Genomic DNA, 25,022 nt, shown 5'->3' on the forward strand with positions numbered 1-25,022 from the left:
AAAGGCCATGTTCAAAACGTCATCACATAGGGAAGCAGGGACATGACGACAGCCAAAGACATCATGAAGCAGATCAAGGACAACGACGTGAAGTTCGTCGATCTGCGCTTCACCGATCCGAAGGGCAAACTGCAGCACGTTACGATGGATGTCGTCGAGGTCGAGGAAGACATGTTTGCCGATGGTGTCATGTTCGACGGTTCCTCGATCGCCGGCTGGAAGGCGATCAACGAGTCCGACATGGTGCTGATGCCCGATCCCGATACGGTGCATATGGACCCGTTCTTCGCTCAGTCGACCATGGTCATCCTGTGCGACATCCTCGACCCGATCTCGGGAGAATCCTACAACCGCGACCCGCGCGGCACCGCCAAAAAGGCCGAGGCCTACATGAAGGCGGAAGGCATCGGCGACCAGATCTTCGTCGGTCCTGAAGCCGAGTTCTTCGTGTTCGACGACGTCAAGTACAAGGCCGATCCCTACAATACCGGCTTCCGGCTGGATTCGACCGAATTGCCGTCCAATGACGACACCGATTACGAGACGGGTAACCTCGGCCACCGGCCGCGCATCAAGGGCGGCTATTTCCCGGTGCCGCCGATCGATTCGGCACAGGACATGCGCTCGGAAATGCTCACCGTGCTCGCCGAGATGGGCGTGCGCGTCGAAAAGCACCACCATGAAGTGGCCGCCGCCCAGCACGAGCTCGGCATCAAGTTCGACACGCTGGTCCGCAACGCCGACAAGATGCTGATCTACAAATATGTCGTGCACCAGGTCGCCAATGCGTACGGCAAGACGGCCACTTTCATGCCGAAGCCGGTATTCGGCGACAATGGCTCTGGCATGCACGTCCACCAGTCGATCTGGAAGGAAGGCAAGCCGACCTTCGCCGGCAACGAATATGCCGGCCTGTCCGAGAGCTGCCTGTTCTACATCGGTGGTATCATCAAGCATGCCAAGGCGATCAACGCCTTCACCAACCCGCTGACCAACTCCTACAAGCGCCTGGTACCCGGCTATGAAGCGCCGGTGCTGCTCGCCTATTCGGCACGCAACCGCTCGGCCTCGTGCCGTATTCCGTTCGGCTCGTCGCCGAAGGCCAAGCGCGTCGAGGTCCGCTTCCCCGATCCGGGCGCGAACCCCTATCTTGCCTTCGCCGCCATGCTGATGGCCGGCCTCGACGGCATCAAGAACAAGATCCACCCGGGACAGCCGATGGACAAGGATCTCTACGACCTTCCGCCGAAGGAATTGAAGAAGATCCCGACCGTCTGCGGCTCGCTGCGCGAAGCCCTGCAGAGCCTCGACAAGGACCGCGGCTTCCTGAAGGCCGGCGGCGTCTTCGACGACGACCAGATCGACAGCTACATCGAGCTTAAGATGGCCGAGGTGATGCGCTTCGAAATGACCCCGCATCCGGTCGAATACGATATGTACTATTCGGTCTGATCTGGATCGTTGCAGCCAACAAAAAAACCCCGGCGGAGACGCCGGGGTTTTTTTTATTGCGATGCGATCGGAGAGAACGTCACGGCGCAGACCTGAGGTCTACGCCGGGACGAATGTTCAAGCCGCGGCCGAAACCTCGGCGCTGGTCGGGACGGAGGCGATCGTCTTCAATATCTGCGAGGCAATCTGGTAGGGGTCGCCCTGCGAGTTCGGACGGCGATCCTCGAGATAGCCCTTGTAGCCGTTGTTGATGAAGGAGTGCGGCACACGGATCGAGGCGCCGCGGTCGGCGATGCCGTAGCTGAACCTGTTCCACGGCGCGGTCTCGTGCTTGCCGGTCAAACGCTTGTCGTTGTCCGGACCGTAGACGGCGATGTGATCCATCAGGTTCTTGTCGAAAGCCGCCATCAGCGCTTCGAAATACGCCTTGCCGCCGACTTCTCGCATATAGGCGGTCGAGAAGTTGGCATGCATGCCGGAGCCGTTCCAGTCGGTATCGCCGAGCGGCTTGCAGTGATATTCGATGTCGATGCCGTATTTCTCGGTCAGGCGCTGCATCAGATAGCGTGCCATCCACATCTGGTCGGCGGCCTTCTTGGAGCCCTTGCCGAAAATCTGGAATTCCCACTGGCCTTTGGCCACTTCGGCGTTGATGCCTTCATGGTTGATGCCGGCGGCGAGGCAAAGGTCGAGATGCTCCTCGACGATCTGCCTGGCGACGGAGCCGACATTGCTGTAGCCGACGCCGGTGTAGTACGGGCCTTGCGGCGCCGGATAGCCACTCTCGGGGAAGCCGAGCGGGCGGCCGTCCTTGTAGAAGAAATATTCCTGCTCGAAGCCGAACCAGGCGCCCTCGTCGTCGAGAATGGTGGCGCGCTTGTTGGACGTATGCGGCGTCACGCCGTCCGGCATCATGACCTCGCACATGACGAGCGCGCCATTGGTGCGGGCGGGATCCGGATAAACGGCAACCGGCTTCAAAACGCAGTCGGAGCTGTGGCCCTCGGCCTGCATGGTCGAAGAACCGTCGAAGCCCCACAGCGGAAGCTGGTCGAGCGTCGGAAACTCGGCATAGTCCTTGACCTGCGTCTTTCCGCGGAGATTGGGAACCGGGGTGTATCCATCGAGCCAAATGTACTCGAGCTTGTATTTCGTCATTCTAGCCTCTCGTTGCTTGATCACCGAACCCTGGATGGCGCCGGGGCGAGCCGGCCTATCCAGCAGCCGACCTGCCGGATTACTAAAATGCAATTCGTGTGCCATTCTCGCCGGCGACGGATGCGGCAAAAGTGAGGTCGCATCGGCGCAAAATTGCCGGGCCGCTGCAATGGTGCGCTGGGATCACTCACAAGCATAGTTTGCATAAATAATGTGCACCTATTGATCTTTTTATAATCATATTGCCTAATTCGATTGCTGAACCTATCTTGGGGAAAGGTTGAATCGGCTAGGTTCTGTCGAAGAAAGGAAACCGACAATGGAAATCACTTCCACTCGTCAGTCGGCCAAAATCCTGATGTTCCCGGTGGCAGCGCGCGTGCCTGCCTCAAATTTAAGCGGAAAGGCTAAGTTCGCGGCAGAACTTGCTTCTTTGCGCAACCGCACGGATTTCGGAAGTGCCTGGTATCATGAGGCAGCGATCGAGGAAGCGAAACAGGATCGGAAGAGCTGAGCCTCCCCATCTCTCGTCTCCCTCCGATGAATCGCAAAGCCCGGCGCGATCGCTCGCGCCGGGCTTTGCTTTGAATCGGGACAGGTCGGCTATTGCTTGGTATGCAGGTCTGTTCCGAGGGTATCCCTGATGAAGATCATGCCGATGACCAGCGACATCGCCGCGATCACCACCGGGTACCAGAGACCGTAGTAGATGTCGCCCTTGTAGGCGCTGAGCGCGAACACCGTCGCCGGCAGCAGCCCGCCGAACCAGCCATTGCCGATATGGTAGGGCAGCGACATTCCGGTGTAGCGGATGCGGGTCGGAAACATCTCGACCAGGATCGCGGCGATCGGCCCGTACACCATCGTGACGAAGATCACGAGGACGAACAGGATGGCGATCGTCATCGGCCAGTTGACCGCGGCCGGGTCGGCAAACATGGCAAAGGGACCGCCGCCCGGTATGGTGTAGACAGTGACCTCGGGGGCTCCCGCAGCCTCATCGGCAGTCAGCAGCTTGTCCTTGATCGCCTGGTCGGTCGGGACCGTCGCCTTGTCGCCGGAGCGGATCGCGGCCGTATCGAGCTTCAGCTCGGGATTGGCCGCAATGAAGGCCTCAAGCTTCTGGTCCGGCACCTTGGCCGCTGCCCGCTTCAGCGGATAGCCGCCGTCCCGAAGCGCTGTGTTTACCGCTTTGGCGAAAACGGCGTCCTTAGCCTTGGCTTGATCGCCGGCCGCAGTCGCGTCGTACGACTCAACTGTCTCGTTGCCGATTTTGACCGACGCTGCAGTGCCGGGGGCTGCCGTCGTTACCACGTCATAAGGCACTGAGTTCTTGGTCAAGAACGAGGTGGCGATATCGCAGGACGTCGTGAACTTCGCCGTGCCCACCGGATTGAACTGGAACTTGCAGTCGCCCGGTGCCGCGGTGACCGTCGCGCGCGTGTTTTGCTGCGCGGTGGCGAGCGCCGGGTTGGCTGCCCAGGTCAGCGCCTTGAACAACGGGAAAGTGCAGACGATCGCCAGTGCAAGGCCGGCCATGATGATCGGCTTGCGACCGATCTTGTCGGAGAGCCAGCCGAACACGACGAAAAAGATGGAGCCGACCGCCAGCGCGATTGCGATCATGATGTTGACCGACTGCGCGTCGACCTTGAGCACGTTGGTTAGGAAGAACAGCGCGTAGAACTGGCCATTGTACCAGACCACGGCCTGGCCGGCTGTGAGGCCGAGCAGTGCCAGCAGCGCAATCTTTGCGTTCTTCCATTGGCCGAAGGCTTCCGTCAATGGCGCCTTGGAGCCTTTGCCTTCGTCCTTCATGCGCTGGAAGGTCGGCGATTCAGAAAGCGACAGCCGGATCCATATCGAAATCCCGAGGAGCAGAAAGGAAACGATGAAAGGAATGCGCCAACCCCACGCGGCGTAGGTTTCCTTGGCCATCGACCCCTGGACGATCAGGATGACGACCAGCGACAGGAACAGGCCGAGCGTTGCCGTCGTCTGTATCCACGACGTGTAGTAGCCGCGGCGATCGTCGGGTGCGTGCTCGGCGACATAGGTCGCGGCACCGCCATACTCGCCACCGAGCGCCAGGCCTTGCAACATGCGCAAGATGATCAGGATCACGGGAGCGGCAATGCCCAAAGTCGCATAGCCAGGCAGCAAGCCGACCAGGAAGGTCGACAGGCCCATGATCGTCATCGTGACAAGGAAAGTGTATTTACGGCCGACAAGATCGCCGATGCGGCCGAACAGCAATGCGCCGAACGGACGCACGAGGAAGCCAGCGGCGAAAGCCAGCAGCGCGAAGATATTGCGCGTAGCTTCCGGGATGGTTGGGCTGAAAAAAGTCGAACCAATGAACACTGCCAACGAGCCGTAGAGATAAAAATCATACCATTCGAAAACGGTGCCGAGCGAGGAGGCGAAGATGACCTTCTTCTCCTCGCGCGTCATGCCGCGGCTTGTTTTGCCGGCGGTCGATGCCATTGCCATGAGTGTATCCTCCCGTGTGATTCCGTCGGTCCTCGATGCTGCGCGTCATCGTCCGCGTTTCCTCGGAACGCAGACTCAGTGCAGCCACCGGTGCAAAAAATGACAGAAAGCAGTGCCCAGAGGCAGACCGCCTTTGGGATTATGACTTTGGTCTAATGTGCAGTGCGAAATAGCGGGCGGTGCCGTCAGCCTTTGAGCGCTTCGAGCAGGCTGACTGCCGCCATCATGTCGCGCTTGCGGGCGGCGCGGCGGGCGACGGCCTCGGCATCATGGCCCCATTGCTCGGCCTGCCAGTCCTCGTCGACATGGCCGGCAGCCCAGGCCACCTCGCCGTCGAGCTCGCCGAAATCGACGGCCAGCGCCAGCAGCGCCGATCCGGTCAGCGAGGTCATGACGTGGATGGCAGCAAGGCGCAGCGGATCGGCACGTTGGGCTAGATGCTGGCCAAGCAGCGCGATACTCTCGCGCGGCTGCTCGACGTGGATCACGCCTTCGGCGAGCTGGAACCGGGCGCCGAGCGCGCTGCGCGCCCAGTCGATGACCGGATCCCAATGCTCGTTCTGCCGGTCGACCAACCCCTGTGGTGCATCGGCGCGGTAGCAGAGCATATCTGATGAGGCGAAACGCAGGATGTCCTCCAGCACCGCCTGGGGATCACTGGCGACCCCATCGATTGCCGTATTGACCAGACGCATCAACGGCATCGTTACCGGGTCGATGGTCTCCTCCTGTGCGGCGAATTCGTCCGCAATAAGAGCAGCCGCCTTTTCGGTCGGCAGCGCCAGCAGCGCCTTGGCGGGCGTGCGGACGGGCTTGCCATCGAGATGGACGGCAAAACCATCCTCGACCGGTGCCACCGCGACGGTCTTGTAGAAGCGTTTTGGCAGCGGCGTCTTCATCTGGATCTGGGCGCGACGCACCGGATCCGGATCGGAGAGCTGCTTTCCAGCTTCGAGGTCGTTCAAAATATCGCGCATGCTCATCCGGGGCTTTGTTTTCGGGCCGGCCGGTTGACGATGATAAGACCGGCGGCGATCAGGCCGAGTGCCAGAAAGATACGAACGGTCAACGGCTCGTTCAAGAACACGGCGCCGCAAAGCACGCCGAAGACCGGCGACAGGAAGGTGAAGCTCGACAGGCCAGATGCAGGGTAGCGCCGCAGCAGCCAGAACCACAGCACATAGGTGAAGGCGACAACGTAGACGGCCTGGAACAACAGCGCCAAGGTCGGCAGAAGGGTAAAGCTGCGGACGGGCGGCCCGGCAAAGGGCATCACCAAAATGCCGACGGCGGCGGCACCGGCCAGCTGATAGAGCAGCAGCTTTTCGGCGCTGGCCTCCACCAGTTTCGACCGCTTGATGACAATGTTGGTCACGGCCCACAGAATGCCGGCGCCGAGACTGAGCAGGTCGCCGCTCAACGTCTCGCCACCATTAGCGCTCAGTTTGTCGGAAAACACCGCGACCAGCCCGGCGAAAGCGAGCAGAAGCCCAACGAGCTTGCGTGCCGTGATGCTTTCGTCCAGCAGGAAATGGCCGCCGACCAGCATCCAGAACGGCATGGTGTTGACCAGCAAGGTGTTGCGCACGACGGTGGTGTGCTCGAGCCCGACATACAGAAACAGGAACTCGAGACCGAAAAGCGCGCCTGCCAGAATGCCGGCGACGAGAGTCTTGTCGGGCGTGAACAGCGCGATGCCGCGCCAGCGGCACCAGCCGAAAACACACAGGCCGCCGATCACCGAGCGGGCGATCGATAGGAAAACGGGATCGTAGCCGGCATAGGAGATCTTGGCGGCGACGTAGTTCAGGCCCCAGGAAAAGGTCAGCCCGACCATGATGGCGGCGGCCGCCAGATCGACCGCGTCACGGCGGTCGAGCGTATCTGTGGCGACGCCCACCGGCCCTAGTCCTCCGCGCTTGCGTCGTCGAAGCCGATCAGGTTCCAGCTCTGGCGCATGTGCGGCGGCATCGGCGCGGTGACGTCGACAAACCCCTTATCGGGATGCGGGATGACGATGCGGCGGGCGTGCAGATGCAGGCGGTTCTGCATGCCGCCGGGAAAATCCCAATTGGTGTCGGCCTCGAAATATTTGGGGTCGCCGATGATCGGGCAGCCGATATGCGCGGCATGGACACGAAGCTGGTGGGTGCGGCCGGTATACGGCTCCATCTCCAGCCAGGTCATCGTCTGTGCAGCCTGCTCGATGACACGGTAGTAGGACACGGCGTGGTCGGCACCCTTTTCGCCATGCTTGGCGATGCGCACGCGATCGCCGTCGGGCGTCGGTTCCTTGATCAACCAGGTCGAGATCTTGTCCTCGCGCTTCGGCGGCACACCCTTGACCAGCGCCCAGTAGGTTTTCTTCGTCTCACGCGCCCGGAACGCTTCGGCGAGCTTCATGGCGGCGAGCCTTGTACGGGCGACAACCAGAACACCCGACGTGTCGCGGTCGAGCCGGTGCACCAGACGCGGCTTCTCGCCCTTCTGGTTGCGCCAGGCTTCCAGCATGTCGTCGACATTGCGGGTGACCCCGGAGCCGCCTTGCACCGCCAGGCCGGCCGGCTTGTTGAAGACGAAGACCTTCGGGTCCTCATGGATCAGCATCTTGGCCAAGACATCGGCATCGCCCTGGTTGCGTATCGAATGGCCGGTGAGCGGGCTTTCGCCTTTCTTGTCCACTTCGAGCGGCGGCACACGCACCGTCTGGCCGGCTTCGACGCGTGTATCGGCCTTCACCCTGCCGCCGTCGACGCGGATCTGGCCGGAACGCAGCAGCTTCTGCAGATGACCGAAACCGAGACCGGGGAAATGGGTCTTGAACCAGCGGTCGAGCCGCATGCCCGCCTCACCGGTATCCACTGTGATCTGTTCAACGCTTGCCATGATTCCAATCGCCGTTTTGCGAACATGCAACGGCATTCGCCGGCACCCGCAATCTCACTCGGTTATTCGTTGTCGGTTCCATATTGCAGAACCTGAACTTTCTCCAGCGTGATCAAGCCACTTGTCATGATTGTTTCAAGCACGGGCAGAAAAGCGGCCAATTTTTCCTCGTCGTCGACGATCTCGATGACAAGGGGAAGGTCCTCCGAGAGACGGAGGATCTTCGTGGTGTGAAGTCGGCTGGAATGGCCAAATCCCATCGCCCCGCGCAGGACGGTCGCGCCGGCAATCTGCATTTCGCGGGCCTTCAGCACGATGACCTCATACAGCGGACGGCCATCTGCCCTGTCGTTTTCGCCGATAAATATGCGCAGCAATTGTGCCTGTGGTGGTATCTTCATTGCCTGGATCCTCTCAGCTGGTTGAGGCGCACTGCAAAGATGTGGCCAAGCCAGACGGCGGCAAGCCAGGCCACCACGGAGATCGCGATATTGAGTGCCGCCGCCACAAGCTTCCCGCTTTGCGCGAGGGTGAGTGTTTCAAGGCTGAAAGCGGAGAAGGTCGTCAGGCCACCGCAGAAGCCGGCCATGAAGAACTGGCGCTGCAGCGGACTGGCGAAGACGCGACCATCCGGTCCCGTCAATGTCGCATAGAAGCCGATGAGGAATGAGCCGACAATGTTGACGAGGAGCGTGCCGAAGGGAAATCCAGTGCCCCACCAGGCGGTGCTCGCCAATGAGGCGAGCGCCCGCAGCACGCCGCCGATCATGCTGCCAGCGGTCACGGTCGCATAGATACGAACCGTTTGGCTCGTTCGGCGCGAGCCAATGAGGCGCGCCGCACGCCCCGCCATCCCGTCGGAGCGGAGCTTCTGCGGGCCGCTCATGGCGCCCCGCTGCCAATCAGAAGACTTCCCGCGGCAAAGCCCAGCGTCACGCCGCCGAGGCTCAGGAAAACCGAAAGCAGCACATTTCCGCCGGCGCGCAGCCATTCGCCCTCACGCGCCAGCGCCAGCGTCTGCAGGCTGAATGAAGAGACCGTGGTGTAGCAGCCGAGGCCGCCGGTGACGACAAAGGCCCAAAGGGCAGGCATGCCGTCGCGCGCCACGGCATGCGCAACGACGCCGATTGCAAACGCCCCCGACACATTGACGACCATCGTGCCCCAAGGAAAGGTCTCGCCGACCCGGCGGGCGACGAAGCCGGACAGGAAGAAGCGGGCCATTGCACCGATCGCGCCACCAAGACAGACAAGCAACAGATGATACATCGTGCTCCCTCGCGCCAGTTACGCTACGGTGTCAGGCAGCTCCGACCTTCTTCGGCTTGCTGGAGGCGATCATCTTCCAGTTCTTGTAGAACATGGCATTGATGCGCTCGACGCTGACCGAAACAATGGCGAGGAGCGTCGAGATCAGACCGGGAAACGGCGATGGGCGAATGATGTCCATGAACACGCAGTAGCGGCGCCCGTCATACTCGTTGACCGAGCGATGAAGCAGCGTGTCGTCGAAGATGAACAGCGGGTTCTCGTGCCAGTAATTCTTGGCGTTGCCACACTGGACGAACACTTCCGATTTCACCGGGATGAGGTTGTAGAGAATGCGCAGGCTGAGCCGGAGCGGGCCAAAGTGCCAGGAAGTCGATTCCCTGCCGCTGAACACAGAGACGGCAATCGTCTTGATGTATTTGAAATCCTTGTTGAATTCGGCGACGTTGTCTATTTTGTGCTTGCCATACCACTGATAGACATACATGCCGCGCCGGCCGCTGCCGAAATTGGCGTCGATGTCGGCGATGATCTCGTCCTTGCGTGCCTTGAAGACATCCAGGACCTCGTTGACCTCGCGCTGGTAGTCCGGAGGAAACTGGTCCAATTTCCAGACACCGCGGTTTCTATAGCACAGCAGATCCACCAGCAGATTGAAGGGCGAAAGCAGCCAGGTGAAGATGCCGTTGCCCAGGAAATAACCACTGAACAGCGCCCAATTCTTGTTGTCGTTGCGCAACACGTCGATCAGGCCGAGGACGATGAAAATCGTCGTCAGAATGGGAATGACATAGAAGCCGAGCGCCAGCAGCGGAATGGCTATGGCGAACTTCCGAAGGGTTTTGCGGGATTTTTTTGTCATTTTTCCACGCGCCAGGCGCGATTCCGTTCTGAATATCGTCGGTACGTTTCTGGCCTGCCGCCGGCCGAAGGCGCATCTTGATAGGGTTTTTTATCCCACCAGACAACGCCGATCACACCAGTGTGCGACTGGCAGCTACTTTTCCCGCTCGCTGCGCAGCTTCGCCCAATAGTCCAGCCGCTTCCTGATATCGCGCTCGAAGCCGCGCTCGGGCGGATCGTAGAATGTCTGCCTTCCCATCTTCTCAGGAAAATAGTCCTGGCCGGAAAAAGCGTCGGGCTCGTCGTGGTCGTAGCGATAGCCGGCGCCGTAATCTTCCTGTTTCATCAGCTTGGTCGGCGCATTGAGAATGTGCTTGGGCGGCAGCAGCGAACCGAATTCCTTGGCCGCCTGTGTGGCGGCCTTGAATGCGGTATAGACTGCATTGGATTTCGGCGCGGTAGCGAGATAGACGGTAGCCTCGGCGAAGGCCAGTTCGCCCTCGGGCGAGCCCAGATAGTCGTAGGCGTCCTTGGCGGCGTTGGCGACGACGAGTGCCTGCGGGTCGGCCAGCCCGATATCCTCCATCGCCATGCGCACCAACCGGCGCCCGAGATAGAGCGGATCCTCGCCGGCGTCGAACATGCGGGCCAGATAGTAGAGTGCCGCGTCGGGGTCGGAGCCGCGCACCGATTTGTGCAAGGCGGAGATCAAATTGTAATGGCCGTCCTGGCCCTTGTCGTAGATCGGCGCGCGGCGCTGGACGATGCGCTGTAAGGCCTCGGCGCCAAACACTTCACCTGATTTGGCGGCACGCCAGACCTCTTCGGCCAGTGTCAGCGCCGCGCGGCCGTCGCCGTCGCTCATGCGGATGAGCATCGCCCGCGCCTCGTCATCGAGCGGCAGCGCCCTGCCCTCTGCCTCCTCGGCCCGCGCCAGGAGCTTGGCGATGCTGTCCTCGCCGAGCGAGTGAAAGACCAGGACGCGTGCGCGCGACAACAGCGCGGCGTTAAGCTCGAAGGACGGGTTCTCCGTGGTGGCGCCGACCAGCACGACGGTGCCGTCTTCCATCACGGGCAGAAAACTGTCCTGCTGGGCGCGGTTGAAGCGATGGATCTCGTCGACGAACAGCAGTGTCTGGCGGCCGTTGGAGCGGCGCAGCTTCGCTGCCTCGAACACTTTCTTCAGGTCGGCAACGCCGGAAAACACGGCCGAGATCTGTTCGAAAGCGAGGCTTGTCTCGCCGGCAAGCAGCCGTGCGACCGTGGTCTTGCCGGTGCCGGGCGGGCCCCAGAAGATCATCGAGCCGAGCGAGCCGGAGCCGATCAGCCGCGTCAGCGCGCCGTCGGGACCGGTCAGATGCTCCTGGCCGACGACCTCGCCGAGGTTCTTCGGGCGCAGACGGTCGGCCAGCGGCCTGCCGGGCGGCGTCTTTTCCGGTTCATCGACACTGAACAGATCGGCCATGCAACTTCTTCTGCCTGGAGCCCGACCATGCTGACGTCGGGCTTAGTAACGCAACACCTGGCGCAGTATCTGCCCGCCGCGCTCGACGGTAAAGCGCCACCAGCGTGTATCCTGCTGGGCTATCTGTTCCAGGGTCGCCGCCTTGTCGATCGTCAGGCCATTGACCTCACGCACGATGTCGCCCGGCTGGAAACCAAAATCGGCAGCGGGCGAATCGCGGTTGATATCGACGACGGTGACGCCTTTGACATCGGTGCGCAGACCAAGCCGCTGGGCAAGCCGTGGCGATAGTTCGGCAACCCTGGCACCGGAAAACGGGCTACGGCCGCGCAATGTGAGCTCCGCAGCTTTGGCGCCCTCAGGCGGCCGTTCCAGCGCGATGTCCATCGTCGCCTGCTGACCCTTGCTTAGAACGCCGAAGCTGGCATTCGTACCGATCGACAGCGTCGCCATCCGGTAGTCCAGCGCCCCGACGCTCTCGACCGGCTTGCCGTTGAGCGACAGCACCACGTCACCAGGCTTGAGCCCTGCCTTGGCAGCGGGTCCTGCCTCTTCGACCGAAGAAACCAGCGAGCCGGCCGGTTTGTCCATGCCGAGCGATTCGGCAATCTGCGGCGTCACCGCCTCGAACTCGGCACCGACATACGGCCGCTCGAAGAAGTCGAGCCCGGCCTTGGCCGCATCGGCGAAGGCGCGAACCATGTTCGAAGGGATGGCAAAGCCGATACCGATCGAGCCGCCGCTACGGCTATAGATCGCAGTGTTGATGCCGATCAGTTGACCACCCATGTTGACCAGCGCGCCACCGGAATTGCCCGGGTTGATGGCGGCGTCGGTCTGGATGAAGAAGCTGGAATCGGAGACGCCGATATGGCTGCGCGCCACAGCCGAAATGATGCCGCTGGTGGTGGTCTGGCCGACACCGAACGGATTGCCGATCGCCAGCACCAGGTCGCCGACCTCGAGCGCGTCGGAATCGCCAATGGCGATCACCGGGAACGGCTTGTCGGAAGAAATCTTGAGCACGGCGAGGTCGAGCGTCTCATCCTTGAGCAGCACCTTGCTGTCGAATTCGCGCCCGTCGGCGGTCGCGACCTTGACCTGGTCGGCGTCCTTGACGACGTGGAAATTGGTGACCACGACGCCGGTCGGATCGACCAGCACCCCCGAACCGAGCGAAGACTGCGCGCGCGGCTGCGAGCGGCCGAAGAACTCCTCGAAGAACGGATCGCCATCAAAGGGCGACGTCACCTTGGCGGTTTGCGAGGCGTAGACATTGACCACGGCCGGGGCCGTCTGCTTGACCAGCGGCGCGAAGGACAGCTGCACCTCCTCGCGGCCGAACGGCACGCGCTTGTCGGGGCCGGAGGTGGCGTTTTCGCCTTCGACGCCATGCAGCATATCGGTCAGCACGTCGGACAGACCGGGATCTGGCTTGGTCTCCTCCGCCAGCGCGTGCCTGGCCGCCGGCACGACGGCCAGCGCCATCAAGGCGCAGATCAGAACAAGGGACAGCCGTTTAACGCGCATTCCGAATCCTCCAAGTCGGGCGCCATTGTCCTGACGATTGTGCAAAATGAAAGGCTAAGCCGCTGAAATCCGATTATTTTGGATAGTCGCCGCAAAAACCGGTGACAAAACCCCTGCAAGCCCTGCCCGGCAGCTTCGGAAACAGAAAAAGGGGCCCGCAGGCCCCTTTGAACTTCTCAGAAAAACCGAAGCTTATGCGGCTGCGGCTTCCTCTTCGGTGCCTTCGGCCTCGATGCGGGCGCGGTCGCCGGCGCCTTTGGCCGAGGTGTCGCGGTCGACGAATTCGATGACGGCCATTGCGGCATTGTCACCGTGACGGAAGCCGGCCTTCATGATGCGCAGATAGCCGCCATTGCGAGTGGCGTAACGTGGCGCGATTGTGTCGAACAGACGCTTGACGACGCCCTCATTGCCGATCTGGGCAATCACTTGGCGGCGGGCGTGCAGGTCGCCGCGCTTGCCGAGCGTCACCAGCTTCTCGACGATCGGACGCAGATCTTTCGCCTTCGGCAGCGTGGTGAGGATCTGCTCGTGCTCGATAAGCGACACGGCAAGGTTGGCAAACATCGACTTGCGATGGCTTATGCTGCGGGCGAACCGGCGGCCTTTAAATCCGTGGCGCATGGCTCTTCTCCTTCATTGCGGGTTCAAGAGGCCTGAGCCTCAGTATTGATCTTCGTAACGCTTGGCGAGGTCTTCGATGTTTTCCGGCGGCCAGTCCGGCACTTCCATGCCGAGATGCAGGCCCATCGCCGCCAGGACTTCCTTGATCTCGTTCAGCGACTTGCGGCCGAAGTTCGGGGTGCGCAGCATCTCGGCTTCGGTCTTCTGGATCAGATCGCCGATATAGACGATGTTGTCGTTCTTCAGGCAGTTGGCCGAACGCACCGAAAGCTCGAGTTCGTCGACCTTCTTGAGCAGCGCCGGGTTGAAGGCAAGCTCGGTAACCTGTTCGGCAGCGACTTCCTTCTGCGGCTCGTCGAAATTGACGAACAGGCCGAGCTGGTCCTGCAGGATGCGAGCGGCGAAGGCCACCGCGTCCTCGCCCGAGATCGAACCATCGGTCTCGATGGTCATGGTCAGCTTGTCATAATCGAGAACCTGCCCCTCACGGGTGTTCTCGACCTTGTAGGAGACCTTCTTGACCGGCGAATACAGGCTGTCGACCGGGATCAGCCCTATCGGCGCGTCTTCGGCGCGGTTGCGGTCGGCCGGCACATAGCCCTTGCCGGTGTCGACGGTGAATTCCATGCGGATCTCAGCGCCTTCGTCCAGCGTGCAGATGACGTGGTCGGGATTGAGGATCTCGACGTCGCCGACCGTCTGGATGTCGCCGGCGAGAACCGCGCCCGGTCCCTGCTTGCGCACGACCATGCGCTTGGGGCCATCGCCTTCCATGCGGATGGCGATTTCCTTGATGTTCAACACGATGTCGGTCACGTCCTCGCGCACGCCGGCGATGGACGAGAATTCATGCAGAACGCCGTCGATCTGCACGGCGGTCACAGCCGCGCCACGCAGCGAAGACAGAAGCACGCGGCGCAGCGCGTTGCCGAGGGTGAGGCCGAAGCCGCGCTCGAGCGGCTCGGCGACCAGCGTGGTCAGCGTCTTCTTCTTCGACGAGAACTCTATCTTGTTCGGCTTGATCAGTTCCTGCCAATTTTTCTGGATCATAGTGCTTTCCTTCCGTTGTCCCGCCACCATCCAATCGTGGCGGGCGACCTGGAATGCCGTGGAGGAGCGCCCTTGAGGCGCTCGCGCGGCGTTCGGTAAATTCTCTTTAGACGCGGCGCTTCTTGCGCGGGCGGCAGCCATTGTGCGGGATCGGCGTCACATCACGGATCGAGGTGATGGTGAAGCCTGCTGCCTGCAGCGCCCGCAGCGCCGATTCACGACCGGAGCCGGGTCCACAGACCTCGACCTCGAGCATGCGCATGCCGTGTTCCTGAGCCTTCTTGGCAACATCTTCGGCGGCCATCTGGGCAGCGAAAGGGGTCGACTTGCGCGATCCCTTGAAGCCCTGGGCTCCGGCCGACGACCAGGCAATGGAATTGCCCTGCGCGTCGGTGATGGTGATCATCGTGTTGTTGAAGGTCGAATTGACGTGGGCAACGCCCGACGAGATGTTCTTGCGTTCGCGACGGCGAACACGAGCGGCTTCCTTGGCCATGATAGTCCTTTCAGTTGATCTCTACACCGCCGTAATGCCAGCGGCTCCACCAGGGAGAAGGCAGTAGGGGAATATGGCAGTAGGGCAGTATGTCTGCCGTTCCTATTGCCTTACTGCCCTACTCTCTTACTGCCCTAAATTACTTCTTCTTTCCGGCAATCGACTTGGCTGGGCCTTTGCGGGTGCGCGCATTGGTGTGCGTGCGCTGGCCACGAACCGGCAGCGAGCGGCGGTGACGCAGGCCGCGGTAGCAGCCGAGGTCCATGAGCCGCTTGATGTTCATCGACACTTCGCGGCGCAGGTCGCCCTCGACCTGGTAGTCGCGGTCGATGGTCTCCCGGATCTGCAGCACTTCCGCGTCGGTCAGCTGGTTGACGCGGCGCTCGGCCGGGATGCCGACCTTGTCGACGATCTCCTGGGCGAACTTCTTGCCAATGCCGTGAATGTATTGAAGCGCAATGACGACGCGCTTGTTGGTAGGAATGTTGACGCCGGCTATACGAGCCATGTTCTTCTCTTCTCCATATAGGCCGGACGAGCCGGCGCTTCAAGTTGCCCCGCGTCCGGTGGAGGCCGGCCCTTGCGGGAGTTTCCAGTTCAAAGCGGCCTGCCTTGCCCTTGCGGACAAGCAAGCCTCATGCCTGATAGGAAGACGGGCCGCCATACCCCAGCGGACCGCTCCAGTCAAGCGCAATCGTTCGTTTCTCTAGCCGGCCGCCTGGCCAACCTGCCGGGTCGTCGCCCTGAGCACCGCCTCGATCTGCTGCGTCACCGCATCGATGTCGGCCATGCCATCGACGCCCCTGAGCTTGCCCTTGGCGTAGTAGTAGCCGATCAGCGGCGAGGTTTTCTTGTAATATTCCCTCAAGCGTTCTTCGAACACCGCTGGGCTGTCGTCCTTGCGCACCGGCAGGCCTGCGGCCTTGGCGTCCTCGGCGCGTTTGACGATTCGGCCAACCAGCGCCTTGTCGTCGACGACAAATTCGATGACCGCGTCTAGCTCCAGCCCGCGATCCGAAAGCATTTCCTCAACGGCGTCCGCTTGCACCAGGGTTCGCGGGTATCCGTCAAGGATGAAGCCGTTTGCGCAATCGGCTTGATCGATGCGCTCGGCCACGATGGCGTTGACGATAGCGTCGGACACCAGTTCACCAGCATCCATCACCGCCTTGGCTCGCCTGCCGACTTCGGTGCCGGCCTGAACAGCAGCACGCAGCATGTCCCCCGTGGAAAGCTGTGGGATGCCGTGTCTTTCTACCAGTCTCAGTGCTTGTGTCCCCTTGCCCGCCCCCGGCGGTCCAAGCAATATCAACCTCATCTGGCCTTCTTCCCCCCGCGCAGCTTCGACTTCTTGATCAGGCCCTCATACTGGTGCGCGATCAGGTGACCCTGAATCTGCGCCACCGTATCGAGCGTTACACTGACCACGATCAGGAGCGAAGTGCCACCAAGGTAGAACGGTACGCCAGTCGCTGAAATCAGGAACTCGGGCAGCAGACACACCAGCACCAGATAGATGGCGCCGACGACGGTGATGCGGGTGAGCACATAGTCGATATAGTCCGCAGTGCGCTCGCCCGGACGATAGCCCGGGATGAAGCCCGAATGCTTCTTGAGCTGGTCGGCGGTGTCCTTCGGATTGAAGACGATCGCCGTATAGAAGAAGGCGAAGAACACGATCATGGCAGCGTAGAAGGCCATATAGAGCGGCTGGCCGTGGCCGAGCGCCGCCAGGATGGTGCTCGCCCAGGCAGGCATGTTGGTCGTCTGCGAGAAGCCGGCAACCGTTGCCGGAAGCAGCAGCAGCGACGAGGCGAAGATCGGCGGAATGACGCCGGACGTGTTGAGCTTCAGCGGCAGATGCGAGGTATCGCCCTGGAACATGCGATTGCCGACCTGGCGCTTGGGATACTGGATCAGCAGGCGGCGCTGGGCGCGCTCGAAGAAGACGATCAGCGCGATGACGACGATGGCGAGCACGATGATCGCCAGGATCAGGCCGGTCGACAGTGCGCCGGTGCGGCCAAGCTCCAGCGTGCCGGAGATGGCGCGCGGCAGGCCGGCGACGATGCCGGAGAAGATGATCAGCGAAATGCCGTTGCCGATGCCGCGGGCGGTGATCTGCTCGCCAAGCCACATCAGGAACATGGTACCGCCGACCAGCGTGACGACGGTGGAGATGCGGAAGAACATGCCGGGATCGTTGACGATGCCATTGCCGCCCTCAAGCCCGACCGAAATGCCATAGGCCTGGACCAGCGCCAGAAGCACGGTGCCGTAGCGCGTGTACTGGTTGATGATCTTGCGACCCTGCTCGCCCTCCTTCTTCAGCGCTTCCAGCGAAGGAATGACCGAGGTCATCAGCTGCATGATGATGGAGGCGGAGATATAGGGCATGATGCCGAGGGCAAAGATCGCCATGCGCTGCACGGCGCCACCGGCGAACATGTTGAACATGCCGAGTACGCCCTTGCTCTGCGACGAGAAGGCCTGGGCGAAAGCGTCGGGATTGATGCCGGGCAGCGGGATATAGGTGCCAAGGCGGTAAACGAGCAGCGCGCCGATGGTGAACCAGATGCGCTTCTTCAGATCCTCGGCTTTGGCGAAGGCCGAAAAATTCAGATTCGAGGCTAGTTGTTCAGCAGCCGAAGCCATGCCTGATTCTCCGCTTGGTCACGCTCGATGCCCGCAGCTCAGGCGGCGCGTGTCACCGAAGCTCACGAGATAAGCTCCGGACTGCAAACATGCAAGCGGCCGCGTTGATGCGGCCGCCACATCTGTCGGATCAAAGCACGACCGAAGGCAAAACCGAATTCCACCTTTGCCGACCGTGCTTCAAATTGCCGTTACTCGGCGGCTGCTTTCTCAGGCAACTTCACCGAACCGCCGGCCTTTTCGATCTTCTCGACCGCGGCCTTGGAGGCTCCGGCCACGTCGAAGGCAAGCTTGGCCTTGATGTCGCCGTCCGAAAGGATGCGCACGCCGTCCTTGACGCGACGGATGACGCCGGCCGCAACCAGCGCCTCGGCCGTCACAACTGTCTTAGCATCGAGCTTCTTGGCATCGAGCGCAGCCTGGATGCGGGCCAGCGACACAACGGTGAAGCTCTTGGCGAAGATATTGTTGAAGCCGCGCTTCGGCAGACGACGGTAGAGCGGCATCTGGCCACCCTCGAAGCCGTTGACGGCGACGCCGGAGCGCGCCTTCTGGCCCTTGACGCCGCGACCGGCGGTCTTGCCCGAACCGGAACCGATGCCACGGCCGAGACGCTTCTTGGAATGCGTCGCGCCGTCCTTGTCACGCAGATCGTTGAGTTTCATCTGGGTTCTCCTGCGCTCTGGCTCAGCCCTCGTCCACAACGCGGACGAGATGCTGGACGGCAGCGATCATGCCGCGCACCGAGGGCGTATCCTCCAGCGTGCGCTGCTTGTGCATCTTGTTGAGGCCGAGGCCGACCAGCGTTGCGCGCTGCTCCTTCGGCCGGCGGATTGGCGAGCCGATCTGCTCGACGGTGATGGTCTTGGTTGCTTTCTTGGCCATGGTCAGATCCCTGGTCAGCGTCGACTATTCTTCAGCCGCAACGGCGGTGCCGCGGCGGGCCTGAAGGGTCGAATACTTGATGCCGCGCGCGGCAGCCACATCCTTCGGATGCATCTGGCTCTTCAGCGCGTCGAAAGTGGCGCGAACCATGTTGTAGGGGTTCGACGAACCCATCGACTTGGCGACCACGTCATGCATGCCGAGCGTCTCGAAGACGGCGCGCATCGGGCCGCCGGCGATGATGCCGGTACCTTGCTTGGCAGCGCGCAGCAGAACACGTCCCGCGCCCCAGCGTCCCTCGACGTCATGGTGCAGCGTGCGGCCCGAGCGCAGCGGCACGAAGATCATGTCGCGCTTGGCCGATTCGGTCGCCTTACGGATCGCCTCCGGCACTTCGCGCGCCTTGCCGTGACCGAAGCCGACGCGGCCCTTCTGGTCGCCGACGACGACGAGCGCTGCAAAGCCGAAGCGCCGGCCGCCCTTGACGACCTTGGCGACCCGGTTGATGTGGACGAGCTTGTCGACCATGCCGTCGTCGCGCTCTTCGCGATCACGGCCGCGGCCGCCATCCCTACGTTCCTGTGCCATATCCTGTTCCTTGTTTTTTTCCGGAAGCACGGTTGATGATGATATCCGGCGCCTCTGTGGGTCGCCGGGGGCGAAAACTCTTTTTTCCTTCGCATGATCCTATCCGAAAAGTCTGCAACTTTTTGCTGCGCTGACCTCCGGTTCGGGATCATGCTTTAGAAGCTCAGACCACCTTCACGGGCAGCCTCGGCAAGCGCCTTGACGCGGCCGTGGTAGATGTAGGCACCGCGGTCGAAGACGACTTCCTTGACGCCGGCCTTCGAGGCACGCTCGGCGATCAGCTTGCCGATGGCAGCTGCGGCCGCGGTGTCGGCGCCGGTCTTGAGCGAACCCTTGAGCTCCTTCTCGAGCGTCGAAGCAGCGGCGATGGTGTGGCCCTTGGCGTCGTCGATGACCTGGACGTAGATGTTCTTCGACGTGCGATGGACCGACAGGCGCGGACGATCGCCAGCGACCTTCTTGATCTGGCGGCGGACGCGCTGAGCGCGGCGCTGGGTGGATTCTTTCGAGCCCATGATATCAGTTCCTTGCCTTCAAAAGACGGGGGCAACCATATGCGGTAGGACAAGCCTCCCGCGACCGCTCCCCGCGGCGTTAAAATTACTTCTTCTTGCCTTCCTTGCGGACGATCTTCTCGCCAGCATAGCGAACGCCCTTGCCCTTGTAGGGCTCGGGGCTGCGGTACTCGCGGATCTCGGCGGCAACCTGGCCGACCTGCTGCTTGTCGATTCCGGTCACGGTGATTTCCGTCGGCTTCGGCACCGAAATCGTCACGCCCTGCGGCGTCTCGTAGACCACGTCGTGGCTGAAGCCGAGCGCCAGCTGCAGGTTCTTGCCCTGCATGGCGGCACGATAGCCGACGCCTGTGATCTCGAGCTTCTTTTCGAAGCCGTCCTTGACGCCCTGCAGGATATTGACGATCTGCGTGCGCGACATGCCCCATTTGGAGCGGGCGGTCTTGGTCTGGTCGCGCGGCTGGACAGCGATCTCGCTGCCTTCCATCTTGACCAGCACTTCGTCGTTCACCACGAACTTCAGCTCGCCCTTCGGACCCTTCGCCGTCACGGTCTGGCCGTTGACGGTCGCGGTCACGCCCTGCGGCAGCGAAACGGGTTTCTTTCCAATACGAGACATTTTGTTGTCCTCGTCACTTCTCTTGTTTCAGGTCTCGGCCTTCGGGACTTGATCCCGAAAACCGGTTTCCAATTGGGGTGACATACCAGATCAGAAGATCTGGCAGAGGATTTCCCCGCCGACATTCTGTTCGCGCGCTTCGTGGTCGGCCATCACGCCCTTCGGCGTCGAAAGGATGGCGATGCCGAGGCCGTTGGCGACGTGCGGTATCGACTTGGCCGAAACGTAGACGCGGCGGCCGGGCTTCGAGACCCGGGCGATTTCGCGCACCACCGGCGCACCGTCGAAATACTTCAGCTCGATCTCGATTTCGGACTTGCCGTTGTCGAAGTCGGTCTGGCTGTAGTCGCGGATATAGCCTTCGGCCTTCAGCACGTCGAGGACGCGGGTACGCAGGCGCGAGGCCGGCGTCGAAACGCTCGACTTCTTACGGCCATACGCGTTGCGGATGCGGGTCAGCATATCGCCGAGAGGATCGCTCAATGACATGTTATGTCCTCCTTACCAGCTCGACTTGACCAGGCCCGGGATCTGGCCGTTATTGCCGAGATCACGAAGCGCGATACGCGATACTTTGAGCTTGCGATAATAGGCACGCGGGCGTCCGGTGACTTCGCAGCGGTTGCGGATGCGGGTCTTGGCCGAGTTGCGTGGCAGCGCCGAAAGCTTCAGCTGAGCGCGGAAGCGCTCTTCCATCGGCTTGGACTGATCCATGATGATCGCCTTGAGCACCTTGCGCTTGGCAGCGAACTGGTCCGCAAGCTTGCGGCGCCTGTTGTTCTTCTCGACTGAGCTGGTCTTTGCCATTTCAGATTTTTCCTTTTCTCGCTGCCGTTACTGGCGGAAGGGGAAGTTGAAGGCCTTGAGCAATGCCCTGGCTTCGTCGTCCGTCTTCGCAGTCGTACAAACGATGACGTCCATGCCCCAGATCTGATCAACCTTGTCGTAGTTGATCTCCGGAAACACGATGTGTTCCTTGATGCCCATGGCATAGTTGCCACGGCCATCGAAGCTCTTCGGGTTGAGTCCGCGGAAGTCGCGGACGCGCGGCAGCGCGATGTTCACGAGACGGTCGAGGAACTCGTACATGCGTTCCTTGCGCAGCGTGACCTTGGCGCCGATCGGCATCTTCTCGCGAACCTTGAAGCCGGCGATCGAGTTGCGGGCGCGGGTGACGACGGCCTTCTGGCCGGCGATCATCGCAAGGTCTTCCGCCGCGATCGAAGGCTTCTTCGAATCGCCGGTCGCCTCGCCGACGCCCATGTTCAGCACGATCTTGTCGATGCGCGGAACCTGCATCTCGTTGTCGTAGCCGAACTGCTCCTGCAGCGCCTTGCGGATGGTCTCGTTATAGACCTGCTTGAGGCGGGGCGTGTTCTGGGCAGTTGCCTGCTTGGTTTGAGCCTTAGCCATTGATGACTTCTCCCGAGCGCTTGGCGACGCGCACCTTCTTGCCGTCCTTCTGGAAGGTGAAGCCGACGCGGGTCGGCTTGCCATCCTTGGGGTCGGCCAGCGCGATGTTCGACAGCTGGATCGGCGCTTCCTTGGTGATGATCCCGCCCTCCTGGGACTGGGACTGCTTCTGGTGACGACGGATCAGGTTGACGCCGCGCACCAGCGCGGTGTCGTCCTTCGGCTGCACCGAGAGGACTTCGCCCGAACGGCCCTTGTCCTTGCCGGCCAGCACGACGACCTTGTCGCCTTTTCTAATCTTTTGCATTGGTCCGGCTCCTTACAGCACTTCAGGCGCGAGCGAGATGATCTTCATGTGGTTCTTGGCGCGGAGTTCGCGCGGAACCGGTCCGAAGATACGCGTGCCGATCGGCTCTTTCTTGTTGTCGACGAGAACGGCTGCGTTCTTGTCGAAACGGATCACGCTGCCATCCGGGCGGCGGATGTCCTTAGCCGTGCGAACCACGACCGCCTTCATCACATCGCCCTTCTTGACGCGGCCGCGCGGGATGGCTTCCTTGATCGACACCACGATGATGTCGCCCACGGAAGCATATTTCCGCTTCGAGCCGCCCAGCACCTTGATGCACATGACACGACGGGCGCCGGAATTATCCGCGACGTCGAGGTTTGTTTGCATCTGAATCATGACTGGCCGCCTTCTTCTTTTCTAACGGGACGGGTTTCTCACCCCTCCCCGGTCTGTCCAAAATTCGTTTCGTTAGCCCTGATCAGGCCTGGTCCGAAGACACCACGACCCAGCGCTTGTCCTTGGAAATCGGCTTCGATTCCTGGATGAACACCTGATCGCCGACCTTGTGGGCGTTGTTCTCGTCGTGCGCCTTGTACTTCTTGGTCATGCGCACGGTCTTCTTCATCACGGGATGCGTGAAGCGCCGTTCGACCTTGACGACAACCGTCTTCTCGTTCTTGTCGCTGACGACGGTGCCCTGCAGAATGCGCTTTGGCATGGTTTTCGTCCTTAAGCCTTCTTGGCCGCGGACTTTTCCGCAGCGATGGTCTTGATACGCGCAATGTCCTTGCGGACCTGCCTCACGCGCGCGGTCTTCTCAAGCTGGCCGGTGGCCTTCTGGAAGCGCAGGTTGAACTGCTCCTTCTTCAGGCTGGCCAGGTCGTCGGTCAGCTGGTCCTGGGTCTTGGTCCGGATGTCTTCGGCTTTCATGATCAGCCCGTCCTTATTCTGCGATGCGCTGTACGAAGCGCGTCCTGACCGAGAGCTTGGCCGCGCCGAGACGCAGCGCCTCACGGGCGGTTTCCTCGTTGACGCCGTCGATCTCGAACATGATGCGGCCTGGCTTGACGCGTGCCGCCCAGTAGTCGACCGCGCCCTTGCCCTTGCCCATGCGGACTTCGGTCGGCTTCGACGTCACCGGCACGTCCGGGAAGATACGGATCCACACGCGGCCGGCACGCTTCATCTCGCGGGTGATCGCGCGGCGGGCCGCCTCGATCTCACGCGCGGTGACGCGGTTCGGCTCAAGCGCCTTCAGCCCGAAACCACCGAAATCCAGGTTGGTGCCGCCCTTGGCGGTGCCGTGGATGCGGCCCTTGAACTGCTTACGGAACTTTGTGCGCTTTGGCTGCAGCATCGTTCTAACTCCAAATTCCTAACTGTCTTACGCGTTTTCGCGACGGCGACCGCGTTCGCGCTCACCACCACCGCCATGCGCATGATCGCCCTCGGTGGCGCGGCGCTCCGAAGCCATCGGGTCGTGCTCGAGGATCTCGCCCTTGAACACCCAGACCTTGACGCCGCAAATGCCGTAGGCCGTATTCGCTTCGGCCGTGCCGTAGTCGACGTCGGCACGCAGCGTATGCAGTGGCACGCGGCCTTCACGATACCATTCCATGCGCGCGATCTCGGCGCCGCCGAGACGGCCGGCGCAGTTGATGCGGATGCCTTCGGCACCGAGGCGCATCGCCGACTGCACGGCGCGCTTCATGGCGCGGCGGAACGCGATGCGGCGCTCGAGCTGCTGGGCGATCGACTGGGCGACCAGGGTCGCGTCGATCTCCGGCTTGCGCACTTCGACGATGTTCAGATGCGTCTCGGACTTGGTCATCTCCATCAGCTTCTTGCGAAGCTTCTCGATGTCGGCGCCCTTCTTGCCGATGATCAGGCCCGGACGCGCCGCATGGATGGTGACGCGGCACTTCTTGTGCGGACGCTCGATCACGACCTTCGAGATCGCAGCCTGCTTGAGTTCCTTCTCAAGATATTTGCGGATCTTGATGTCCTCGTGCAGCAGCTTACCGTACTCGCCTGTATTCGCGAACCAGCGCGAATCCCAGGTGCGGTTGATGCCGAGACGCAGACCGATCGGATTGACTTTCTGGCCCATTATGCGGCCTCCCCTTTTTCTTCGACTTCACGAACGACGATCGTGAGGTGCGAGAACGGCTTCTCGATACGGCTGGCGCGACCACGGCCACGGGCATGGAACCGCTTCATGACGATCGACTTGCCGACATAGGCTTCCGCCACGATCAGCGCATCGACGTCGAGGTCGTGGTTGTTTTCCGCGTTGGCGATCGCCGATTCCAGCGTCTTCTTGACCGTGCCGGAAATCCGCTTGGCCGAGAATTCGAGGTCGGAAAGCGCTGTCGCGACCTTCTTGCCGCGGATCAGCGCGGCAACCAGGTTCAGCTTCTGCGGGCTGATACGGATCGTGCGCAACACGGCGCGCGCTTCGTTGTCAGCAAGCCTGCGCGGAGCTTTGGCCTTGCCCATGATTATTTCCTCTTCGCCTTCTTATCCGCGCCGTGACCGTAATAGGTCCGGGTCGGAGCGAATTCACCGAACTTGTGACCGACCATGTCCTCGTTCACCGAGACGGGAACGTGCTTCTGGCCGTTGTAGACACCAAAGGTGAAGCCGACGAACTGCGGCAGGATGGTGGAGCGGCGGCTCCACATCTTGATCACCTCATTGCGACCACCTTCACGAACCTTGTCCACCTTCTTCAGAAGGTAGCCGTCGATGAAGGGGCCTTTCCAAATCGAACGAGTCACTTGGCGTTA

The 25,022-nt window shown here is 61.5% G+C and carries 35 protein-coding genes; 2 read left to right on the top strand and 33 right to left on the bottom strand.

Going from position 1 to position 25,022, the window contains the following annotated elements:
- The first annotated feature begins 42 nt into the window (after positions 1 to 42).
- A complete protein-coding gene (gene glnA / locus NKH89_RS03400; RefSeq protein WP_023717536.1) occupies positions 43 to 1,452 on the top strand; it encodes a type I glutamate--ammonia ligase in 1,410 nt (469 codons plus the stop codon).
- Between the two features lie 117 nt (positions 1,453 to 1,569).
- Here the strand turns inward: glnA and NKH89_RS03405 are convergent, their stop codons facing one another.
- Positions 1,570 to 2,610, bottom strand: a complete 1,041-nt coding sequence (locus NKH89_RS03405; protein ID WP_352908404.1) for a glutamine synthetase beta-grasp domain-containing protein — start codon at positions 2,608 to 2,610, stop codon at positions 1,570 to 1,572.
- Between the two features lie 319 nt (positions 2,611 to 2,929).
- On the opposite strand from NKH89_RS03405, the gene NKH89_RS03410 reads away from it, so the two are divergent.
- Entirely contained in the window at positions 2,930 to 3,124 is a 195-nt protein-coding gene (locus NKH89_RS03410; RefSeq protein ID WP_352496326.1) for a DUF2735 domain-containing protein, read from the top strand.
- A gap of 89 nt (positions 3,125 to 3,213) precedes the next feature.
- Here NKH89_RS03410 and NKH89_RS03415 read toward each other — a convergent pair whose 3' ends face one another.
- From NKH89_RS03415 to rpsS, 32 genes are all read right to left on the bottom strand, one after another.
- The gene (locus NKH89_RS03415) at positions 3,214 to 5,103 is read right to left on the bottom strand and encodes an MFS transporter (protein WP_023717534.1); all 1,890 of its coding nucleotides are present in this window, start codon (positions 5,101 to 5,103) and stop codon (positions 3,214 to 3,216) included.
- A 185-nt stretch (positions 5,104 to 5,288) separates the two neighbouring features.
- Positions 5,289 to 6,080 (bottom strand): ATP12 family chaperone protein, encoded by a 792-nt coding sequence (locus NKH89_RS03420; protein ID WP_023717533.1) that lies wholly within the window; start codon positions 6,078 to 6,080, stop codon positions 5,289 to 5,291.
- 2 nt (positions 6,081 to 6,082) lie between these two features.
- Complete coding sequence (locus tag NKH89_RS03425; protein WP_084642491.1) at positions 6,083 to 6,940, bottom strand: DMT family transporter; 858 nt, start codon at positions 6,938 to 6,940, stop codon at positions 6,083 to 6,085.
- A gap of 68 nt (positions 6,941 to 7,008) precedes the next feature.
- The gene (locus NKH89_RS03430; protein ID WP_352908405.1) at positions 7,009 to 7,989 is read right to left on the bottom strand and encodes an RluA family pseudouridine synthase; all 981 of its coding nucleotides are present in this window, start codon (positions 7,987 to 7,989) and stop codon (positions 7,009 to 7,011) included.
- Positions 7,990 to 8,051: 62 nt separating this feature from the next.
- Positions 8,052 to 8,390, bottom strand: coding sequence for a DUF190 domain-containing protein (locus NKH89_RS03435; protein WP_023717530.1), 339 nt, complete (start codon positions 8,388 to 8,390; stop codon positions 8,052 to 8,054).
- Complete coding sequence (crcB, locus tag NKH89_RS03440) at positions 8,387 to 8,842, bottom strand: fluoride efflux transporter CrcB (protein WP_051409627.1); 456 nt, start codon at positions 8,840 to 8,842, stop codon at positions 8,387 to 8,389. The genes NKH89_RS03435 and crcB (NKH89_RS03440) overlap by 4 nt, the downstream gene beginning before the upstream one ends.
- Before the next feature lie 29 nt (positions 8,843 to 8,871).
- Complete coding sequence (gene crcB / locus NKH89_RS03445) at positions 8,872 to 9,258, bottom strand: fluoride efflux transporter CrcB (protein ID WP_031193553.1); 387 nt, start codon at positions 9,256 to 9,258, stop codon at positions 8,872 to 8,874.
- A 31-nt stretch (positions 9,259 to 9,289) separates the two neighbouring features.
- A complete protein-coding gene (locus NKH89_RS03450; protein WP_023717527.1) occupies positions 9,290 to 10,120 on the bottom strand; it encodes an aspartyl/asparaginyl beta-hydroxylase domain-containing protein in 831 nt (276 codons plus the stop codon).
- 135 nt (positions 10,121 to 10,255) lie between these two features.
- Positions 10,256 to 11,566, bottom strand: a complete 1,311-nt coding sequence (locus NKH89_RS03455; RefSeq protein WP_023717526.1) for a replication-associated recombination protein A — start codon at positions 11,564 to 11,566, stop codon at positions 10,256 to 10,258.
- A 42-nt stretch (positions 11,567 to 11,608) separates the two neighbouring features.
- The gene (locus NKH89_RS03460; protein ID WP_352908406.1) at positions 11,609 to 13,096 is read right to left on the bottom strand and encodes a DegQ family serine endoprotease; all 1,488 of its coding nucleotides are present in this window, start codon (positions 13,094 to 13,096) and stop codon (positions 11,609 to 11,611) included.
- A 192-nt stretch (positions 13,097 to 13,288) separates the two neighbouring features.
- Positions 13,289 to 13,720 (bottom strand): 50S ribosomal protein L17, encoded by a 432-nt coding sequence (rplQ, locus tag NKH89_RS03465; protein WP_023675127.1) that lies wholly within the window; start codon positions 13,718 to 13,720, stop codon positions 13,289 to 13,291.
- 39 nt (positions 13,721 to 13,759) lie between these two features.
- Complete coding sequence (locus NKH89_RS03470) at positions 13,760 to 14,770, bottom strand: DNA-directed RNA polymerase subunit alpha (RefSeq protein ID WP_023675128.1); 1,011 nt, start codon at positions 14,768 to 14,770, stop codon at positions 13,760 to 13,762.
- A 106-nt stretch (positions 14,771 to 14,876) separates the two neighbouring features.
- Positions 14,877 to 15,266, bottom strand: coding sequence for a 30S ribosomal protein S11 (gene rpsK / locus NKH89_RS03475; RefSeq protein WP_006205444.1), 390 nt, complete (start codon positions 15,264 to 15,266; stop codon positions 14,877 to 14,879).
- A 139-nt stretch (positions 15,267 to 15,405) separates the two neighbouring features.
- Positions 15,406 to 15,774, bottom strand: coding sequence for a 30S ribosomal protein S13 (gene rpsM / locus NKH89_RS03480; RefSeq protein ID WP_006205445.1), 369 nt, complete (start codon positions 15,772 to 15,774; stop codon positions 15,406 to 15,408).
- Between the two features lie 198 nt (positions 15,775 to 15,972).
- Positions 15,973 to 16,584, bottom strand: a complete 612-nt coding sequence (locus NKH89_RS03485) for an adenylate kinase (RefSeq protein WP_023717524.1) — start codon at positions 16,582 to 16,584, stop codon at positions 15,973 to 15,975.
- Complete coding sequence (gene secY / locus NKH89_RS03490; protein WP_023717523.1) at positions 16,581 to 17,921, bottom strand: preprotein translocase subunit SecY; 1,341 nt, start codon at positions 17,919 to 17,921, stop codon at positions 16,581 to 16,583. The genes NKH89_RS03485 and secY overlap by 4 nt, the downstream gene beginning before the upstream one ends.
- A 191-nt stretch (positions 17,922 to 18,112) precedes the next feature.
- On the bottom strand, positions 18,113 to 18,586 hold the full coding sequence (gene rplO, locus NKH89_RS03495) for a 50S ribosomal protein L15 (protein WP_023717522.1): 474 nt from the start codon (positions 18,584 to 18,586) through the stop codon (positions 18,113 to 18,115).
- A gap of 22 nt (positions 18,587 to 18,608) precedes the next feature.
- A complete protein-coding gene (gene rpmD / locus NKH89_RS03500; RefSeq protein ID WP_006205449.1) occupies positions 18,609 to 18,806 on the bottom strand; it encodes a 50S ribosomal protein L30 in 198 nt (65 codons plus the stop codon).
- Positions 18,807 to 18,830: 24 nt separating this feature from the next.
- Positions 18,831 to 19,394, bottom strand: a complete 564-nt coding sequence (gene rpsE / locus NKH89_RS03505; protein WP_006333394.1) for a 30S ribosomal protein S5 — start codon at positions 19,392 to 19,394, stop codon at positions 18,831 to 18,833.
- Positions 19,395 to 19,549: 155 nt separating this feature from the next.
- Positions 19,550 to 19,909, bottom strand: coding sequence for a 50S ribosomal protein L18 (rplR, locus tag NKH89_RS03510; RefSeq protein WP_023675132.1), 360 nt, complete (start codon positions 19,907 to 19,909; stop codon positions 19,550 to 19,552).
- Between the two features lie 85 nt (positions 19,910 to 19,994).
- The gene (gene rplF, locus NKH89_RS03515) at positions 19,995 to 20,528 is read right to left on the bottom strand and encodes a 50S ribosomal protein L6 (RefSeq protein ID WP_023675133.1); all 534 of its coding nucleotides are present in this window, start codon (positions 20,526 to 20,528) and stop codon (positions 19,995 to 19,997) included.
- A gap of 90 nt (positions 20,529 to 20,618) precedes the next feature.
- Positions 20,619 to 21,017, bottom strand: coding sequence for a 30S ribosomal protein S8 (rpsH, locus tag NKH89_RS03520; RefSeq protein ID WP_006205453.1), 399 nt, complete (start codon positions 21,015 to 21,017; stop codon positions 20,619 to 20,621).
- Positions 21,018 to 21,029: 12 nt separating this feature from the next.
- On the bottom strand, positions 21,030 to 21,335 hold the full coding sequence (rpsN, locus tag NKH89_RS03525) for a 30S ribosomal protein S14 (protein ID WP_023675134.1): 306 nt from the start codon (positions 21,333 to 21,335) through the stop codon (positions 21,030 to 21,032).
- A 27-nt stretch (positions 21,336 to 21,362) separates the two neighbouring features.
- Positions 21,363 to 21,941, bottom strand: a complete 579-nt coding sequence (gene rplE, locus NKH89_RS03530) for a 50S ribosomal protein L5 (RefSeq protein ID WP_023717521.1) — start codon at positions 21,939 to 21,941, stop codon at positions 21,363 to 21,365.
- Positions 21,934 to 22,248, bottom strand: a complete 315-nt coding sequence (gene rplX / locus NKH89_RS03535) for a 50S ribosomal protein L24 (protein WP_023717520.1) — start codon at positions 22,246 to 22,248, stop codon at positions 21,934 to 21,936. The genes rplE and rplX overlap by 8 nt, the downstream gene beginning before the upstream one ends.
- A gap of 12 nt (positions 22,249 to 22,260) precedes the next feature.
- Complete coding sequence (gene rplN / locus NKH89_RS03540; protein ID WP_006205457.1) at positions 22,261 to 22,629, bottom strand: 50S ribosomal protein L14; 369 nt, start codon at positions 22,627 to 22,629, stop codon at positions 22,261 to 22,263.
- An 82-nt stretch (positions 22,630 to 22,711) separates the two neighbouring features.
- The gene (gene rpsQ / locus NKH89_RS03545) at positions 22,712 to 22,951 is read right to left on the bottom strand and encodes a 30S ribosomal protein S17 (protein WP_023675136.1); all 240 of its coding nucleotides are present in this window, start codon (positions 22,949 to 22,951) and stop codon (positions 22,712 to 22,714) included.
- Positions 22,952 to 22,962: 11 nt separating this feature from the next.
- A complete protein-coding gene (gene rpmC, locus NKH89_RS03550) occupies positions 22,963 to 23,163 on the bottom strand; it encodes a 50S ribosomal protein L29 (protein WP_006205459.1) in 201 nt (66 codons plus the stop codon).
- Between the two features lie 13 nt (positions 23,164 to 23,176).
- Positions 23,177 to 23,590, bottom strand: coding sequence for a 50S ribosomal protein L16 (gene rplP / locus NKH89_RS03555; protein WP_006205460.1), 414 nt, complete (start codon positions 23,588 to 23,590; stop codon positions 23,177 to 23,179).
- 27 nt (positions 23,591 to 23,617) lie between these two features.
- The gene (rpsC, locus tag NKH89_RS03560) at positions 23,618 to 24,343 is read right to left on the bottom strand and encodes a 30S ribosomal protein S3 (protein WP_023675137.1); all 726 of its coding nucleotides are present in this window, start codon (positions 24,341 to 24,343) and stop codon (positions 23,618 to 23,620) included.
- Positions 24,343 to 24,732 carry a 50S ribosomal protein L22 gene (gene rplV, locus NKH89_RS03565; RefSeq protein ID WP_006205462.1) on the bottom strand — a complete coding sequence of 130 codons (390 nt, stop codon included), beginning with the start codon at positions 24,730 to 24,732 and terminating at the stop codon, positions 24,343 to 24,345. The genes rpsC and rplV overlap by 1 nt, the downstream gene beginning before the upstream one ends.
- Before the next feature lie 2 nt (positions 24,733 to 24,734).
- Positions 24,735 to 25,013 (bottom strand): 30S ribosomal protein S19, encoded by a 279-nt coding sequence (gene rpsS / locus NKH89_RS03570; protein WP_006205463.1) that lies wholly within the window; start codon positions 25,011 to 25,013, stop codon positions 24,735 to 24,737.
- Between the last annotated feature and the right edge of the window lie 9 nt (positions 25,014 to 25,022).

Source organism: Mesorhizobium sp. M0923 (genome assembly GCF_040319365.1).
Classification (GTDB): Bacteria; Pseudomonadota; Alphaproteobacteria; order Rhizobiales; family Rhizobiaceae; genus Mesorhizobium.